Genomic DNA, 17,085 nt, shown 5'->3' on the forward strand with positions numbered 1-17,085 from the left:
ACGGGGGATGCTATGTCGACCGTTTATCGCCATGACTGCCATGCTCGATAGTTATGCTGGGTTTAATTGTTGCGGCGTTCGCTTGGGTTTACGCCGATAACCGCGTCGTTGCCAGTAGAGGTATAGCCCTGTTATCCCTAGCCATAAAGGGCTCAGGCCTAACACTGCCCACAGTATACGGGTAGTTAGGCCGCCAAAATAACCAAAGTGCAGTTTTCGAAAACTGTCGACAAACACCGCTAAGCCACTCGCTTGGCGAATATCACTCTTTGATAGTAGCTCGCCGCTGGTTTTGTCGAAACTGACTTGGCTAGCATATTCGCTCGTCAAGGGGTTATCGCTATCGACCTCACCGTAAAAAGTGATGTTACGTCCGGGCTCGTGTGGCATGGCGAGGTATCCGCCATTAAAGCTGTCAATTTCAGTACGCGCTTGTAAGCGCAGCGCTTCGAAGGAGATATCTGGGCTATGGCGTGGGCCACTGATGTAGACGTGTTCGTCGCCAGCATGCTCGATAAGCTCATGCAGTAGACCTGTAAGGTTCCAATATCCGCCGGTGATCGCCAGCACTATCAATACTGGCGAGCTGCTAATGCCAATCATTTTATGCAGATCGCTAAAGAAGATACGTTTGGCGGCGCTAAGGCGTAAGGTAAAAAATTTGGCCCAAAAGCGGCGATACAGCACTATGCCGCTGATCCCCAGAAATAGCATAACTAAGGCGATAACAAAGCCGATAACGGCGCCAGTCTCATGCAATAGGAAGGCGTAATGCAGTTCAAGCAACCAGTCGGTGATGTAATGCGTCATCGATTGTGGCGTCGATAACACCTTATCGTGATATTGGTCGACATACACCTTTGCCCACTCGTCGGTGTGGCGTTTAATCAGATAGCTGGTATCAGAGCGTTGTTTATCATCGAATATTTCCCAGCCACCTAACTCATATTCTGGATTGTTGCTCAACACTGTGTGCATTAAGTTATCTAAACTGACGCGCTGGGTGTCTGGCGTGGCATCTACCTGCATATGTGCTGGCCTCAGCCAACTATCTATCTCGACTTTGAAGACTAAAATACTGCCAGTCACCGATATAATAAGCAGAGGTAGCATCGCGATCAGCGCCGCTAGAGAGTGCCACTTAAACAGATTTTTTCTCATCGCTTAGGGTTACCATTAGTGAGTTAAACAACTAAACCGCCATGAAGTTATTCATGACGGTTTAACTTGATACTTGATGTTGTGAGCTACATTGCCCAACTTAGGGTGGCGCTGTAGTTCGCCGGTGCGCCGTAATAGCCTTGTGCCCAATAAAGACTGGTGAGGTATTTCTCATCGGTCACATTGTTGGCGTTAAGGCTCAACCCTAGGCGGTCGGTAATTTGGTAACGGGCCATAAGATCGACAATCGCGTATGCGTCTTGGCGGGTAATAATGGTTTGGCCTGCATTAGCAAATCCACTGCCTACCTCGCCTTGGTTTCGATGAATATCGTCTTGCCAGCGCATATTCATGCCGATAGTTAAGCCATCGATAGCGCTAACATCATAAGTGGCGGCCAGTTTGAGCAATTTGCTTGGGGTGTACGCGGCGACTTGTTCATTGCCATCAATATCGAAGTCGGTATAGCCTAAGCTGACATTGAAGCCATCAAACACCTCACCTGCGACCTCAAGTTCATAGCCTTGGCTGCTAATACCATCGGCGCCAATATAGCGTTGCAGCGTTGGCGGCAAGTCCGCTGTGTTGGGGTCTGCTACCGCAAGGTTGACCTGCTGAATATCGAAGTAGGCGATGCTGGTTAGAAGGCGTCCATTAAAGAACTCCCCCTTAATACCCAGCTCTTTACTTTCGCCAGTCACGGGTGCCAAGGTTTGATCATTAATGTCTAGCTCGGTCTGCGCCACAAAGGTTTCGGTATAACTGGCATAGGCGACGACTTCAGGTATCAGGCGATACACCATGCCTAAATAGGGAATAAACTGACTATCATCGGCATCTTGTACCTTGCCATAAGAGATGCCCTCAGATTGCCATTGGTTAAAGCGCCCCCCAGCGATTAAGTGAAAATCCTCAAATAGATTAAAGCGCCCGGTAAAATAGGCGGCTCGCTGCTCAGCGCTAACATCGCTGCCACTGGGCTTGTCTTTGAAGATGGGCTTGGGAGTATTACCATCCCATGTATTGAGATCGGGCATGTCAGGAAAGCCATTGCCTGTCGAGTAGTCATAGAGCGAGATATCGGTGTAGTCGGCCTTGGCATAGTTTATCCCCGCGACCAGTTGATGCTCGCGGCCAAACAGTTCGATATCGCCATTGACGTAGAGATCGAACAGGTGATGTTTCTCATCCAGATCGTACTCGCTACCGTAACCTGTAAGCCCAAGCTCGGTGTTTTTATCTGGCGTGCCATACACATAAAATAGTTCGGTATCTTCGTCTCTGGTTTTATAAGAGTAGGTCGCACGTAAACGCCAATCGTTACTGAAGTAATGACTGAGTTCGACCACAGTGTTTTGCTTTTCTACCAGCCAGTTTGACCAGTTGGCCGAGGTATTGGTCGAGCGGGCATAATCGGTTGCGCTGCCGTCGGTGTAAAATAGTGGTAAGGCCCCCCAGTTATTGCCGCTAGCATCGTTGTGAATATAGCTGTGGCTCACCGAGAGGCTAGTATCATCGCTGAGATTGGCCTCGATAAAGGCATAAAGCACACTCTTATCACTCTGATAACGGTCTAAGTAGGAGTCCTTGGTCTGATTTACCGCCACGATACGGCCAGAAAAAGTGTCGTTGAGTCGTGCGCTGCCGTCGGCCTCGAGTCGGATATTGTCCCAACTGCCATAGCTGGCACTTAAATTGAGTTGGTTATTAGCTGTCGGGCGTTTACGAATAAAGTTGACCGTAGCAGAGGGATTACCTACACCTGTCATTAAGCCGTTGGCGCCGCGGATCACTTCGATACGATCATAAATTGCGGTGTCTTCATCGGAGTGGTTATTGCCATTGGTGAGGGGTAAACCGACACCATCGACCTGAAAGTTAGTCACATCGAAACCACGGGCGGTGTAGTAAGTGCGGTCGGTTTCGATACGTTCGACATTGATGCCGGTGGCGCTATCGAGTGCTGCGTTAATGTCGTTGAGTTGAAAGTCGCGCAATTGGGCATCGGTTATCACAGAAACTGACTGTGGAATATCGCTAATGGCTAAGTCGAGGCGAGAGGCACCACTGACCGAGTGGGCGTTGTAGCCCTCGATATACCGACCAGTAACCTCAATTTTCTCAATATTTTGAATGCTTGATTGTTCGGTGCTTTGCTGTGCTTGCTCATCGGCAAGAGGCGTTGCACTGAGGGTGGTTGGAATAATACAAAGAGCACAATAAACGGCGAGACTAATGGGTGTTTGTTTCATCATTGATTCATCTTAACTGTATGGAAGATTATAGGCTGGACTTATCATTGTTAGGCTATATTTGCGCCGCAGCCGCGTGATTATTGGGCTAAGGCTATCGAAAAACCGGTAAAATATAAATGATAATTATTATCGTTTACAGTTTGGGTATTTGTAAATTTACGCAAATAAAAGGATATTAGGCTTGAGTTGGCTAAGTCACAAAAGTGATAACTCTTTATACGCTATGGGTTAACCATATGTTATTTAATGAAAATTAACATTCACAGTATGACAGCGGTCAATACTGGTATGTTCAGATAAGCCATAGGAACCAGTGCTATGGGAGCCATATGTCAGTGTGCAGATATGTGAGCTGGCGCATTGTTGGTTGACACCGCACGCGATGCGGCGTCGAGGACGGTGCTTTATTCGCTGAGCATCGCTGCGGCGCTGCCACACAATGTCATGATAAACAGGAACCACTTTAATGCGTTAGGGCTGACTTTTATCGCCATTTTGACGGCAATGTGAGCACCGACTAAGGTGCCCGCGGCCAAGATTAAGCCGGGCAGCCAGAGGATCAGATCTTCGGCGATAAAGACGACTAACGAGGCTAAGGTAAAGACCAAAGAGCATAACACTTTTAAGGCGTTAGCTCTGACTAAGTCATAACGTAAGCTGCCAGCCAGTGCCGCCAATAGGACAAAGCCAACCCCAGCCTGAACAAAGCCGCCATAAATACCGGCAATTGTTAACCATACCCAGGAGCTCGGCGTTTGGCTGACTTTCTTCACTTCTGTGCCCAGTGCGGGTGAAATCATGGCCGGTTTCACTAAGATGATCAGTGCCATCGTCAACATGGTGCCTAACAGCAAGGGTTTAATGATATCCGATGGCGCGTAGGCTGCACCTGCCGCGCCAATGAATCCGCCGATAATGGTGGGCAATAAAATGGGGCCTGTATCACCGCCGTCTAATTTACCGTGCCGTTTAAATCCCACGACAGCCGTTAAGGACTGGACCACTACGCCTACGCGATTGGTGGCATTAGCGACTTCTGCAGGCATCCCCATCACCATTAAGGCTGGCAAGGTTAAATTAGATCCGCCACCGGCTAAGGTGTTAATGATCCCTGCGAGAAATCCGGTGAACAATAGCAATAGGCCGTGGGTAAGGGTGACATCCATTTTTTGTCCTTGGTCGATGTTGTTGAATGAAGTAGGGCGTTAGAACCGCGATCCCGGCTGTTGTAAAAAGGCGACCTCTTCGGGCGTCGACCGGCGGCCTAAGATGTGATTGCGATGAGGGTAGCGGCCAAATCGGTCGATGATCGCCTTATGACGCTGCTCGAACGGTAAGTTGGCCGTCACGGCCTCACGGCTAAAGAGGATTAGTGCCACCTCATGGATAGCACGCGACTCGCTGTGCATGTAAGGCATGTAGAGGAAGGACACATAGCTAACATTCAGCTGCTGATCGGCCCCCGCCGCAACGGCTTCTTGGGCTAAGGCTAGCGCCATGGGATCGGCGGCAAAGGCCTGCGGAGTATCACGATAAATGTTGCGGCTAAATTGGTCGAGGATGATGATTTCTGCCAAGCGCCCTTGTGGCGTAATGCGCCAATGATAAAGTTCGCCCTGTTTAGCCTGGATCAATAACGGCTCAAAACGCTGCTTAATCAGCGCGTCAAATTCGCTGTCTTTATCGAACCAAGCTTTGGGGTCAATCTCGTTAAACCAGAAATGGATAATATCATCTGGGCTATGCTGGGTGTTTGGCATCTAGGGCTCCTTATATCCAGTTATTATGGTCATACTTGGTTAAGCTTAGCGCCGTTTCGGCTATCAGTCTGGCGTCAGTGATACTAAGGTAAGGTATAGTTTGCTCGCCGCTGGCCATGCCTAAATGCAATGTGGCTAAGTGTTTGCGTCGCTGCCCAGACGTTTGGCTTATGCAGACATGCTGCACCTTGGTTAGCGACAGCAACTGCCAGCTGTGTCCAAGCATTCCGGTATGGATCCACAGATCATGGCCTTGCAGTCGATAACCCCATTGGCGATATCTTAGGTAGAGCGCGATCACCACAAGGGTCGCAGCGAGCCACATTAGTTGGGTGAAGCCGTTCAGACCCTGGAGAGCAACAGCGAGTAAAGGCACTAACGGTGGCCAATAAGCTCGGCGCCAAAACCAGCCAATATCAATCCCTTGGTAATGACTGGGCAGCTCGGTGGCGCGGCTCTTGAGTCCGGAAAGCTTAAAGAATACGGACGTTATCTCGGCAGGTGTCATGCTTGGGATCAGCATATGACGTTTGGCGTGCTGTTCGATCTCAGTCCCCTTTACTTGCTTGAAGTTTGCGGTCCAACGCTTAAACAGCCGACCTAAAATAGGCTGATTAAAGCGAATTAATTGTACTCTGCTTAATGCCAATACATCGTGTTGCTTGGCCAGTAAACCGCCGGTGCGGTGCAAGGTGTTATTCCGTAAACTCAACTTATAAGGGTGGTATTTTAAGACAGCCGATGCGATAGAGATAAGTGCCAATAACAGGGACAGTAAGAGTAACACCGACAGTGCAAATAGCAGTTCACTCATCAAACTGGTGGCGATAGTGGTTTGATACCATTGCCACAACGCTTGGGCAAACACGTTATCACCTATTTTGTCCCAATTGAGTTGCCCCAATATCGAGCCAAAGATGATGGATAACCAAAAGAGGTTATTTTGATATAAACCAAAGATGAGCAGATCCTTAAGCTGTTTTTGCACCACAATGCTGCTTGCTGAAGGGGCTGTTGCCGCGCCATCGACAGGCGCCGTTTCCGTTTGCTCGCTTACCGCTTGAGTGGGCGCATGGATAAATAATCGCTGTTTAAGCTGCATGGCTTGGCGGTAGTTGACCGCCGACAGCACAGCTTCATCTTGCTTTGAACCTGCCGTTTCCACCACTAAACTAAATAGTCCCAATGGGCGGAAATAGAGCGGCTGTTCGAGGCGCACATTTTGAATTTTATTCAGTGGAATTTCGTGAGTGCGTTTAAATAACAATCCCTGTTTGATGCCCAACTTATGGTCTTGTACGCGAAAGCGATATTGGCTCCACTGCACAATGGCGAAGGTGGTGATGGCTAAGATTATCGCGCTAATGACCAATATCACCCAAGGCGAGCTAAAACCCTGTTGCCAGCCGGTGTAGATCACAGGTATCAGCGCATAACCGTTACTGAGCATCATTTTGAGCGCATGTAAGCTAAAACTGATGATAGACCATGGCGATAGGCTCGCCCATTGAGTAAAGCGACTACTCATGTTTATCGCTCGGCGTTGCGGGATCACTGGGCGCGTTAGGTTGAGAGGCGAGTTTTGTCGTGTCGGTGAGATTATCGCTATTCAAGCTGGCCTGCGCTTCGATGTCGGATGGCGCCGAGCTGGCTTGGCGAACGAGCGCCGCTTTGGCCAACAAGTGTTGCCTAAGGGACTCAGCGACCGAACTACTCAGCCCTGGTAGGGTTATTTCGGCGCTGCCACTGCCAGCGCTAAAACACTTTAAGGTATGCTGACCAAAACGGCGCTCCAGCGGTCCCTGCGACAAACTAACATGTTGCAAGCGGCTGTAGGGCAAGGCGATTTTTTGCTGCCAAATAACTCCTTGTTGCATAACAAACTCATAGTCAAATACCCCATAAGCTAGCGACTGGGCAACCTTATAGCGGCCATAACTGATGAGCGCAGCGAGCACGAGTGCGGCCGTCACCAGTCCCAATAGCGCTAAAATGGGCAGATTGACCAATATGCCGATTACCGCAATGGCGATAATGATCGGCACAAATAACAGCAGGTTTTCGATGTGGACTTGTTCGATATAAGTGCTTTCCACTGGAGTGAGAGGCACTTGATCGAAGCTTAGCCATTCATTGGGCGCCAGCCGTTGCCGCTCGCCTAGGCTAAGTGTTGGGTCTTTTAGATCGTCTGCCATTGATTATCCTAAGCAAGATTGCCATGCTGTGGTTTATTTAGACTATATCAGCATCATGCCCAATTTAACCAGAGTGCGCCATAGCACTAATTTGTCATTATCTGTTATGGTTACAAAAGAGCTAAAATTAACCTCATCATGGAGTGCGCTGTGGGCGTAACCGACAATCAAATATCAAAACAGAAAAAGGCCTTTATTAGAAAACTCTATTTAGCCCATCTTATCGATAACGAACGTCATAACTTGTTGTCGCTGAGTAAGCTTACGGCCATGCCTCGGCGGACCTTGCAAGATGCCATTGCCACATTGGGCGATGTGGGTATCGAGTGTGAGTTTGTGCAAGATGGCGCGCGTCATAACGCAGGTTATTATCAATTACGCAGTTGGGGGCCGATTAATCCATTATGGGTTAAGGAGCACCTCAACGGTTTGCTCGCTCAATTACAATCATAATGAACCATTCACTGCAACACATTCTCGGCCTCGCTTCGTGTCTTGAACCGAGGCTTCAGATTAAAGACCTAGTCCTCGATGCGCAGTTTGAAGCCGTTAACGTGTTAACAGGTAAGCGGCAAATCCGACCCAGCTGAACAGTAGTAGCGCCCAAGGCAACTTAGCGGCGTTGTTTGAGTCGCTGGCTTGAACCTCATCGGTTTGCTCTGCAGAGGTTTTTTTCGTTTTTAGTGCCTGCTTGCGGGCTTTATCTTTCTCACGCGCCTTACTCTTTTGCTGTTTTTTATATTCAGCAATGCCTTTCTCAATCCCCAGCGTAATCAGTTTGGTTTGTTCTTTGGTTTGTCCCGGTTTTTGGGTTGCTTTAGCGACTCTTAGCGCCTCATTTTTGGTCTCATTTGAGATAGGATTCGACATCAGTCATGGTATCCATTATTAACATTAAGCGCACTATATCAGCTCTTAAGCTCGGCTGCAGCAAGGGCGCTTAGCCTGATAACTTTGAATATTAATTTTTTAAAACAGCAACGTAGTGGAATGGTCGGGCGATTGCACTATGAGCGGATCATAATGCCAGACTTGCCTCACGGTTGCTGCGGTTAAGGTGTCACTAGGCGCACCATCGCGGACAATGTGGCCTTGTTCTAATATCACGAGTCGGTCGGCATAACGCGACGCTTGGTTAAGATCATGCAATACCACTATCACTGCGTAGCCTTGTTGGTGGGCCAAGGCTTTTGCGATCGATAGCACTCGATGTTGCTGTGCTAAATCGAGTGCCGATGTGGGTTCATCGAGCAATAAAATGGGCGGCCTAGGGGATTGTGCCAGCTGGGTTAATACTCTAGCCAATTGCACTCGTTGCTTTTCGCCGCCAGAAAGACTCGGGTAGCGACGCTGCTTTAGGTGTTGCAGTGCCAGATGGTTTAACTGCTGCTCGACTATGGCTTGTCCCTGCTGGTGACTTAGGCTTAAGGGGTAAAGTCCCATGGCTACCACTTCCTCAGCGGTGAAGGGGAAGGTCAGTGAGGCGTGTTGCGGCAATACCCCAAGGGACTGAGCCAATTGTTGTCGATCCCACAGTGTTAATGGTTTGCCATAAATTTGAATGTCACCACAGGTGGGTGTCACCTCGTGACATAGGCTTTTTAACAAGGTCGATTTCCCCGCGCCATTTGGCCCTAGCAGTGCGGTGACCTCGCCGGAGCGAATCGTTAAATTAATATCAGATAAAACGGTTTGCTGGTCAATCTGCACGGAAAGTTGGCGCACTTCGAGAAGATCATCTTGGTGAGCGGCCTTTGGGGGCATAAGTTGCTTGAACATGGCTATATTAACCTGCTGCGTTGTTTTAAAAGTAAAATAATAAAGAAGGGAGCGCCTAATAGGGCGGTCACTAACCCGACGGGCAACTCAGATGGTGCCACCATTGAACGAGCGCCGATGTCGGCAAGGGCAAGTAAGGCTGCCCCTAGCATGGCGCTCAAGGGCAGTAGTTGTTTATGGTCGGGACCCACCATCATGCGCACTAAATGAGGGACGACTAACCCAATAAACCCTATGATGCCAGTGGCGGCAACGGCGATGCCGACCCCGATGGCGCACAGTAGAATAAGTTTCACTTTCAGTTTATCGACATCTAACCCTAAGTGGCGCGCTTCGGCCTCGCCTAACAGTAAGGCGTTAAGGGCTTTAGTACTGCGATTAAACTGCCAGCCGAGCAGGGCTAATGTCAGTAAACTGAGCAAGACATAGTGCCACTGAGCGCCAGCTATCGAGCCCATTTGCCACAGGGTTAAATCGCGTAATGCGAGATCATCTGCCATATAAGTTAGTAAGCCTATCCCTGCACCGGCTAAGGCGGCAATCGCCACCCCTGAAAGTAGCAGTAATACGATAGAGGTGCCCGTTGGGCTACTGGCAAGGCGATATACTGTCAGGGTGGTGAGCAGTCCGCCGATAAAGGCGCACAAGGCCACGCTATATTCACCGCCTTGGGGGAGTAGCACGATACAACATGCGGCACCCAGCGCTGCCCCCGATGATACGCCGATGATGCTAGGATCGGCCAAGGGATTACGAAATAACCCCTGCATGACAGCGCCGCACTGGGCCAAGATAGCCCCCACCGAAAGCGCCAATAAGGTGCGTGGTAAGCGAACGTTGTCGATCACCAGTTGTTCGTGTGGCGCCACAATGCCCAGCTCTATGCTGGTCGCCCAATGCATCACGGCGTTAAAGCTCACCGATGGGCTGATGTGTAACGGCCCTATGCTGACTGACATCAGTGCCGTTACCACTAAGGTGGCCAGTAGGCTGGGCCAAAGCCAACGATGCTTATCCATTGTATTTCCTTGCTATTATTATCAAGCCAGTGGCTGTTAGCGGCTAATGGTGATAAAACGGTCTGCCAAAGTGTCGGCGCTGGCGATGGCACTTAGGCCCAAGCCCCCTATTAGTGCTTGTGGTTCAAGCACATATAACTGCTTATGTTTTCCAGCTGGAGTATGGGTGAGTAGCGGCATGCGTTGCAGTAATTCGTCGAGGTTGGTGCCTGCTTCTGAGCGGCTGGCGAGTAAGATAACATCAGGTTGCAGCGATAAAATGCCCTCTTGCGAGAGACTCTTATAGCCACTAAACCCGGCAATATTGTTGCCTCCAGCCAAGGTTATGATGATATCGGCAGCGGTATCATCGCCGCCAACACGGGCGGGGCGATCCGCTTGTAGGAGCAAAAACACCACCCTAGGAGCGACGCCGAGTGCGTTAATTTTTTGCTTTTTTTCTACTATGTTGGCTAGTGAGTGTTGGACATCGATTTGCAGCTTACTGGCCTGTTTCTGCCGGTTGAGGTGTTTTCCCATCGCGTCAATATTGGCCAGTAGCTGCTGCTGGGTGTGGGCATTGGGTAGCTGCACAACATCGACGTTGGCCTTGCGTAACAGATTGAGGGTGGTTTGGGGGCCCATGGCTTCAGACCCTATCACTAGGCTAGGTGACAGTGCCAATATCCCTTCGGCGCTCAACATACGGTGATAACCCAGCTGCGCCACGCCAGTATAGTGAGGTGGAATTTGGCTGGTGGCATCGACACCCACTAACTCATCACCAGCTTCAAGTGCCAATAAGAGTTCGGTGATGCCAGCGCCTGCGCTGATCACCCGGTTAGCACTGGTTTGGTGTGAGAGGGCATTGGCCGACGCCAGCGGGCTGAATGTCAGCGTGGACAAGAGCGCGGCGATCGCTGCGCCGTTAATGGCAGGCATAAACTTAAACATAAAAACTCCATATTAATCGATATTGTTGGCCGAACGGGTTAATCGTTCTGCAGTATGTATTGCATTACGCCTGCCGTATTGAGCATGAGCGGTCAGGCGCTGGGCTAAAGATCAGGGTTCCATGATGATCTGGGTATTGGTGATTTGTTGTCGCTGCAAGGCGGCCAGTAACGTCATTAAAGGTTGTACCGGTGCGCTCTTATCTGCGGCAATTACCACCTTGGCAGATGGGTTGGCATTAAATGCCGCAATAAATGCGGCTTCAAAGTCACTAAATTGGCTAAAGGTTTTGCCATCTAATGCCCAATAAGGCGCAGTGACCAGCACATTGACTGTGATGTGTTTTTCTTGAGATAACTCACTTAACTTGGCATCGGTCGCTGTCGGAACCTCAATCGGTAAACTCAATAGCTGGGTATTGGCGGTTAATAATAAAAACACCAGCACAATAAAGATGATGTCGATAAGCGGGGTTAGATCGAGTCCCAGCGCTTGCGGGTCCTCATTATGCGGTAAGGCTATCATGGGCTGCTGCTCGTTGCGGTCGAATGCGCCAGAGTTGTCCCCTGTGGTGCGCTAGTATCATTATCTAGGCTTAATGCCTTGTCGAATCCCTCTAGCCATAGATTGAGGAGATTCAAAATGTGGCTCATTTTATTGCAACGCTGCTCGGCCCACAGGGTCAACAGGTGAGCGAATGTGATGGCGGGCACCGCAATGATAAGCCCGGCAGCTGTGGTGTTCATGGCTAACCCTAGACCTGAGGCTAGTTGCGCTGGGGTGACAGGGCCTTCTGACACACCGAGCTGATTAAACATCTCAATTAAGCCTAATACTGTCCCTAACAAGCCCAGTAGCGGAGTGATGATGCCGATGACTTGCAAAATTTTTAAGCCAGATAACAGCTGACGCTTTTGTTTTACGAGCCAGAGTGTCGCTATTTCTTCGCGCATGGCGCGGGGGTGATCGCTATGAGCCAACAGCAGCGCCGTTCCTTTCGATAGCATGCTACTGCCCCGACTTATTTGGGTCATTAACTGCTGTTTCTCTTGCGGGGTTGCACTCTTGGGTTGGCGACGTAATTGAGTCAGCCAAGTGTCGCGTTTAGGCAGTTCGAACAGCAATAGCGCCAAGCGTTCTAATACGATGAGCGAACTCAAAAAAGCACAGATAAATAATGGCCAAGTTAAGTATCCCAGTTGTTCCGACAGTTGGTGATATAGGGGGTGTGACATTCATTTTCCTCAGCGATAAACCGCTTACTCATGTGACGATAGCAGGACTAATACCTGTGTTATAAGAAACGGCTTATCGCCTCGGGTCGCTGACGACAAGCCATAGTGGGCGACGAGCTCGTGGCTTATTTCGGGCTGCATCAGTTATTAAGTGCAAAGGTCACCGGGACTCTCACCGTATAGGCCTGCGCGGTGTGTGGTATTGGCGCGGCAAATTGCCACTGCTTAACGGCACTGAGGGCGGCCTTATCTAATAGGTGGTAACCCGAGCTTTCAATCAGGGTTAACTGCAGCTGCTCACCTAACTGATTAAATTTTACCTCAATCATGGCGCTTCCCTGTTGGCCGCGTTTACGCGCTATTTTAGGGTAATTCGGTGGCTGGGGCGGTGTCGAAAATGTTGGCTGACTGAGGTTTTCGCTTACATGAGTGATTCCTTGCTTGGCTGTCATCTGCGGCTGTTGATGTGTTTGTTCGGCCTGACGAGTATCGGGTTTAGCGCTATCGTGCTCTGGCGTTGGTTGATGGTTAGGTGCGGGTGAACTGGCTGCTTGCTTGGGGGATATTTGCGCTTCGACAGCCTTAGTCCGTACTGCTTTTTTGGGCTTTTTCGCAGGTGCCAAGGGGGAACGCGTGCGCGCAGCAGGCTTAGTGGCCGGTGGCGTCATTTGCTGTTTAGATGCGCTGTTTGTTATCTGGGGCGAGCTGGCTTGTGCACGGCTCGCCTGCATCGCAAGCGAAAGGTTGATCGATTGAGTGGTTCCCATCGCACTCCCTGCATTGAGTTGGCTAGGGGGGGGACGGTTTTGTGAGGCCAGCACGCCTCCTTGGATTAACAAGGTTAAACAACCGAAAGCAAAATAGCGTCTAGGTGTCATGGCTAAAACTCTTACTCAAATTAGAGGCATAAGGCACGAGTGCATTTATTTAATGCAACCAATCACTCTGCAAAAAAACTTGTAATTTAGATTGTTTACAGTTGCTTAGCCGTAAAGTGTTTTGATGTTACGGCATAAGATAACGTGACGCACATGATAATGCAAATGATAATGATTTTCATTTGATCTATTTTTCTGTCTCGGGTAGAGTGCCTAAAATCACCAAGCAGAGGCACTAACTCATGCCTTGGTTAAACCGTACGCCTTGGAAGAAAAGCGTTTCATACTTACCTAAAGGATTGAATAATGACGAAGAAGCCAGTCGTCATCGCCATAGCTATGGTGATGGGAGCGAGTGCTCATGCTCAGCAAGTAACCGAATTTGACGAAGTTGTGGTTACCGCGACCCGAGTCAACGAGAAAGTGTCACAAACTAGCCGAAGCGTTGCCGTGGTTGATGAGCAAAAACTACAAGAGTCGCAACCTGCTTCTGTCGCTCAAGCGTTAAAAAATCAAGCCAACATCAGTGTCACCAATGGACCGCGCGCGTCCTCGCAAGGGGTCGAAATACGTGGACTAAGCGGTCCGCGAGTCCTGCAAACTATTGATGGTGCGAGACAAAACACCAGCTCTGGGCATCGTGGAACCTATTTTATGGATCCCGAGTTACTCCATTCTGTCGAAGTACTTCGTGGCCCTTCGAGTAGCTTGTGGGGCAGCGGTGCCATCGGTGGTGTAGTGGCACAAAATACTAAATCTGCGGCTGACTTCTTAGCAACAGGTGACACCTTCGGGGGTTATGTTAAGCAGGGTTATGAAACTAATGGTGATAGAACTAAGACCAGTGGAGCGCTTTATGGCATAGGTGAGTTAGCGGAGCTAGGCCGTGTCGATTGGTTATTCAATGGCAGCGTTTTTGATAGTAACAATATTAAGATTGGTAACGATCAAATCTTAGCCAATAGCGCATCCGATGGTGGTAGTGGTTTAGCAAAATTGGGCTGGGAGCCAAGCGATGGTCAACGTATACAGTTATCGGCTCGACAGTCGAAAATCGATGAGCGGGTTCCGAGTAATCCTGCTGTTGCCGTAGGGAACTCTGTTCCCTTAGTTAAGCGTAAAACCCAAGACAGTAATGTCACATTAGATTACAGCTTAAATCCAACGGATAACCCTTTACTCGACCTAAATGCCACCCTTTATTGGAATGACACAGATTACGATGAAGATAGGGTGACTAAGCAGCAGATCGACAGTACCGAATATCAAACGCTGGGTTTTAGTATCAATAATAGTTCCCAGCTTGGCAATACCACCTTGCTTTATGGTGTTGATGGCTATAAAGATTCAATTAAAACTGTGCGTGATGATAACGGGCAACAGGGGCAGCGTCCCGAAAATATCGATGGTGAAACCAGCGTATGGGGCGCCTTTACCCGCGTCGATGTTGCTATCAATGAACGCTGGGCTGTCGATGCCGCAGTGCGTTATGACAGCTTTAACAATCAGAGTAATAACCTCAATACCTCAGCCGATAATAGCGCGTTTTCGCCCTCTTTAGGCGTGGTATGGAATACCACTGATTGGTTAACCCTCAGCATGCGCTACGACCACGCATTTCGTGCACCAAGTGTTGAGGAGATGTTTTCAACGGGAAGCCACTATTGTATCCCGCCTTTAGGTAACTTCTTACCCAATGGCTTATGTAACACCTTCGAAATTAACCCCGATCTAAAAGCTGAGGAAGCGAAGAATAAAGAGATCAAGGCCGATCTTCGTTTTGCGCAGCTAGCAGGGGATGATGAGCTAGCCATCACCTTCAACGTGTTTAGAAACGATGTCGATGACTTTATCGAGCAAAGCGTTTCTAACCCTCTGATGGGGATCCCCGGTTTCGAGCAAACCACGTCGTGGAATAATGTCGATGCCGCTAAACTCACGGGTTTTGAACTGTCGACACGCTATCGTTATAAGCAGGCTCGAGTCAGCATAAACTATGGACAGACAGAAGGTAAGGATAAAGATAATGGCGACTATTTAGCGAACATTCCTGCTAAGGAGCTCGCTATCGATCTGTCGCAAGCCATTATGCAAGGCGATATAAAACTAGGCACTCGCTTTACTTATGTTGCCGATCAAGATCAGCTTCCAGCCAACAATAACAATCAATATGACGCATATAAGTTATGGGATGTATACCTTGCATGGGAGCCAACTCGTGCCAACTTAGAGGGGCTAAGAGTGGATTTTGCCATTGAGAATATTGGCGATGAAGAATATCGCCAAGCCTGGCAAACCCTGTATGACCAAGGGCGCAATGTTAAGTTGTCGGCACGTTATAACTTCTAAGGTTCACGATAAAGAGTGAGCGTTAATCTCATGCTTTATCCTCGAGTTGACTCAATGAGGCGCTTCGCTATTGAGTCAACTCGAGAGTTTTTATGATTTATGGGGGAGAGCAGAGCATGTCAGCGATTATCGATATGAGCACTAACAACACCAGCACACCAAGCGACAGGGATATCAAAACCACCGCGCTTATTCGCACCTATTTACAAAACAACCCTAGCGCCATGCCGAGTCAGGTGGCAGCCGATCTCAATGTCAGCGAGTTTGATGTGGTCTCCACGTTACCATCAGAGCAGGTGACGTTATTGGCATTATCACAACAAGATGCGTTGCTTGCTTCACTGCCCGACTGGGGGCCAATGACCACCATCATAGCGGTATCGGGCAGTATTTTTGAGTTTAAAGGCCACTTCCCACGTGGCAAATATGCCCACGGTTACTATAACCTCATCACTAAAGGTGAGGGATTGCATGGTCATTTAAAACTAAATAATATCAGTGCAATAGCTCTGGTGAGTAAACCGTTTAGAGGCAGTGAGAGTCACTCCATCAATTTTTTTGGGGCTCAAGGTGAAGTGATTTTTAAAGTGTACTTGGGGCGGGATAAGCAGCGAGTGTTGAACGCATCACAGCTTGAGCGTTTTACAGCCTTAAAAAGTTCGCGAATGGTGGCTGAGCTGTAGTGAACCATTTAGTGAGTAACGAGTAGAGAGATATCCGATGACAATCGATAAAGAACAAAGGCTGCGTGACAAACTATTACCCGAAATCGAAGCCTTCAAAGCCGAGCGTTCAACATTGCAATTAGCCACGCAAGATCAACACGGAGTGCCCAACGCCAGTTATGCTCCATTTGCGTTAGCCGACGATGGTTTTTATATTTTGGTCAGTGAGCTAGCGCGCCACGGTACTAACCTTAAAGCCTCTAAGTTATTATCTGTGATGTTACTTGAGGATGAAGCCGAAGCCAAAAGTGTCTTTGCCCGTAAACGGCTAACCTTCGATGCCACGGCAGAATCTGTGGCGAGGGGTAGCGACAGCTTTAGCAAAGGGGTCGCTGCTCTGTCTGCCCGTTTCGGTGAGATGATTGACAATTTGGCTGAGCTTAACGATTTTAATCTATATAAATTAACGCCACACCAAGGACTATACGTGAAAGGGTTCGGTCAGGCGTTTAGCCTCTCGGGAGCTGAACTATTGGATGTTGACTGGAAACGCGATGGCCATCACGGTCAACCTAATGCGGGAGTCGCACTAACGGAAGTGGTCGGTTAGGTTTTTCTCAATCGCCAATTAGCTAAGCCTTCGCAAGGCGATTAGTGACGCAGCATGACCCGCTCTCGAGCGGGTTTTGTTGTGTTCATGCTACTATCTTTATCGTATTGATTACTGGGTTACTCTCCGCTGAGCAATACGCTGCAATGGCAGGATAACGTATAATTAATATAAATGGTTATCTCAACTTTTTGCCTGCAGTTAAGCCACTCTTGTTCATCAATAAACCGAGCCAAGGTTAAGTTG

At 49.0% G+C, this 17,085-nt stretch carries 17 protein-coding genes; 4 read left to right on the forward strand and 13 right to left on the reverse strand.

The window, feature by feature from the left end:
• Nucleotides 1-51: 51 nt before the first annotated feature.
• The 6 genes from DN599_RS09580 to DN599_RS09605 all read right to left on the reverse strand — a co-directional run bounded on the left by DN599_RS09580 (nucleotide 52) and on the right by DN599_RS09605 (nucleotide 7,371).
• Entirely contained in the window at nucleotides 52-1,161 is a 1,110-nt protein-coding gene (locus tag DN599_RS09580; protein WP_110457377.1) for a PepSY-associated TM helix domain-containing protein, read from the reverse strand.
• Between the two features lie 86 nt (nucleotides 1,162-1,247).
• Complete coding sequence (locus DN599_RS09585; RefSeq protein WP_420820859.1) at nucleotides 1,248-3,416, reverse strand: TonB-dependent siderophore receptor; 2,169 nt, start codon at nucleotides 3,414-3,416, stop codon at nucleotides 1,248-1,250.
• A gap of 404 nt (nucleotides 3,417-3,820) precedes the next feature.
• Nucleotides 3,821-4,582 carry a sulfite exporter TauE/SafE family protein gene (locus DN599_RS09590; RefSeq protein WP_110457378.1) on the reverse strand — a complete coding sequence of 254 codons (762 nt, stop codon included), beginning with the start codon at nucleotides 4,580-4,582 and terminating at the stop codon, nucleotides 3,821-3,823.
• Between the two features lie 39 nt (nucleotides 4,583-4,621).
• Entirely contained in the window at nucleotides 4,622-5,176 is a 555-nt protein-coding gene (locus DN599_RS09595) for a DUF924 family protein (RefSeq protein ID WP_110457379.1), read from the reverse strand.
• A 10-nt stretch (nucleotides 5,177-5,186) separates the two neighbouring features.
• Entirely contained in the window at nucleotides 5,187-6,704 is a 1,518-nt protein-coding gene (locus tag DN599_RS09600) for a PH domain-containing protein (RefSeq protein ID WP_110457380.1), read from the reverse strand.
• Nucleotides 6,697-7,371 carry a PH domain-containing protein gene (locus tag DN599_RS09605; protein WP_110457381.1) on the reverse strand — a complete coding sequence of 225 codons (675 nt, stop codon included), beginning with the start codon at nucleotides 7,369-7,371 and terminating at the stop codon, nucleotides 6,697-6,699. Before DN599_RS09605 ends, DN599_RS09600 begins: the two co-directional genes overlap by 8 nt.
• A 150-nt stretch (nucleotides 7,372-7,521) precedes the next feature.
• Here DN599_RS09605 and DN599_RS09610 point away from each other — a divergent pair, with 150 nt between their 5' ends.
• Nucleotides 7,522-7,824 (forward strand): winged helix-turn-helix domain-containing protein, encoded by a 303-nt coding sequence (locus DN599_RS09610; RefSeq protein ID WP_420820860.1) that lies wholly within the window; start codon nucleotides 7,522-7,524, stop codon nucleotides 7,822-7,824.
• A 96-nt stretch (nucleotides 7,825-7,920) separates the two neighbouring features.
• On the opposite strand, the gene DN599_RS09615 is transcribed toward DN599_RS09610, so the two are convergent.
• The 7 genes from DN599_RS09615 to DN599_RS09645 form a co-directional block, all read right to left on the reverse strand.
• Nucleotides 7,921-8,241 (reverse strand): DUF2956 domain-containing protein, encoded by a 321-nt coding sequence (locus DN599_RS09615; protein WP_110457383.1) that lies wholly within the window; start codon nucleotides 8,239-8,241, stop codon nucleotides 7,921-7,923.
• A 99-nt stretch (nucleotides 8,242-8,340) separates the two neighbouring features.
• Nucleotides 8,341-9,150, reverse strand: a complete 810-nt coding sequence (locus DN599_RS09620; protein WP_204165113.1) for a heme ABC transporter ATP-binding protein — start codon at nucleotides 9,148-9,150, stop codon at nucleotides 8,341-8,343.
• 2 nt (nucleotides 9,151-9,152) lie between these two features.
• On the reverse strand, nucleotides 9,153-10,169 hold the full coding sequence (locus DN599_RS09625; protein ID WP_110457384.1) for a FecCD family ABC transporter permease: 1,017 nt from the start codon (nucleotides 10,167-10,169) through the stop codon (nucleotides 9,153-9,155).
• A gap of 36 nt (nucleotides 10,170-10,205) precedes the next feature.
• Complete coding sequence (locus DN599_RS09630; protein WP_110457385.1) at nucleotides 10,206-11,102, reverse strand: heme/hemin ABC transporter substrate-binding protein; 897 nt, start codon at nucleotides 11,100-11,102, stop codon at nucleotides 10,206-10,208.
• A gap of 111 nt (nucleotides 11,103-11,213) precedes the next feature.
• Nucleotides 11,214-11,627, reverse strand: a complete 414-nt coding sequence (locus DN599_RS09635; RefSeq protein ID WP_110457386.1) for an ExbD/TolR family protein — start codon at nucleotides 11,625-11,627, stop codon at nucleotides 11,214-11,216.
• The gene (locus tag DN599_RS09640; RefSeq protein ID WP_110457387.1) at nucleotides 11,624-12,337 is read right to left on the reverse strand and encodes a MotA/TolQ/ExbB proton channel family protein; all 714 of its coding nucleotides are present in this window, start codon (nucleotides 12,335-12,337) and stop codon (nucleotides 11,624-11,626) included. The genes DN599_RS09635 and DN599_RS09640 overlap by 4 nt, the downstream gene beginning before the upstream one ends.
• Before the next feature lie 140 nt (nucleotides 12,338-12,477).
• Nucleotides 12,478-13,215: an energy transducer TonB gene (locus tag DN599_RS09645; RefSeq protein WP_110457388.1), complete on the reverse strand. Its 738-nt coding sequence runs from the start codon at nucleotides 13,213-13,215 to the stop codon at nucleotides 12,478-12,480.
• 306 nt (nucleotides 13,216-13,521) lie between these two features.
• On the opposite strand from DN599_RS09645, the gene DN599_RS09650 reads away from it, so the two are divergent.
• The 3 genes from DN599_RS09650 (at nucleotide 13,522) to hutZ (ending at nucleotide 16,839) form a co-directional block, all read left to right on the forward strand.
• Nucleotides 13,522-15,564, forward strand: coding sequence for a TonB-dependent hemoglobin/transferrin/lactoferrin family receptor (locus tag DN599_RS09650; RefSeq protein ID WP_110457389.1), 2,043 nt, complete (start codon nucleotides 13,522-13,524; stop codon nucleotides 15,562-15,564).
• Between the two features lie 116 nt (nucleotides 15,565-15,680).
• Entirely contained in the window at nucleotides 15,681-16,247 is a 567-nt protein-coding gene (gene hutX, locus DN599_RS09655; protein ID WP_110457536.1) for a heme utilization cystosolic carrier protein HutX, read from the forward strand.
• A gap of 37 nt (nucleotides 16,248-16,284) precedes the next feature.
• Nucleotides 16,285-16,839: a heme utilization protein HutZ gene (hutZ, locus tag DN599_RS09660; RefSeq protein ID WP_110457390.1), complete on the forward strand. Its 555-nt coding sequence runs from the start codon at nucleotides 16,285-16,287 to the stop codon at nucleotides 16,837-16,839.
• The last annotated feature ends 246 nt before the right edge of the window (nucleotides 16,840-17,085 follow it).

Origin of the sequence: Shewanella algidipiscicola (assembly GCF_900380485.1) — a bacterium.
Lineage (GTDB): Bacteria > Pseudomonadota > Gammaproteobacteria > Enterobacterales > Shewanellaceae > Shewanella > Shewanella algidipiscicola.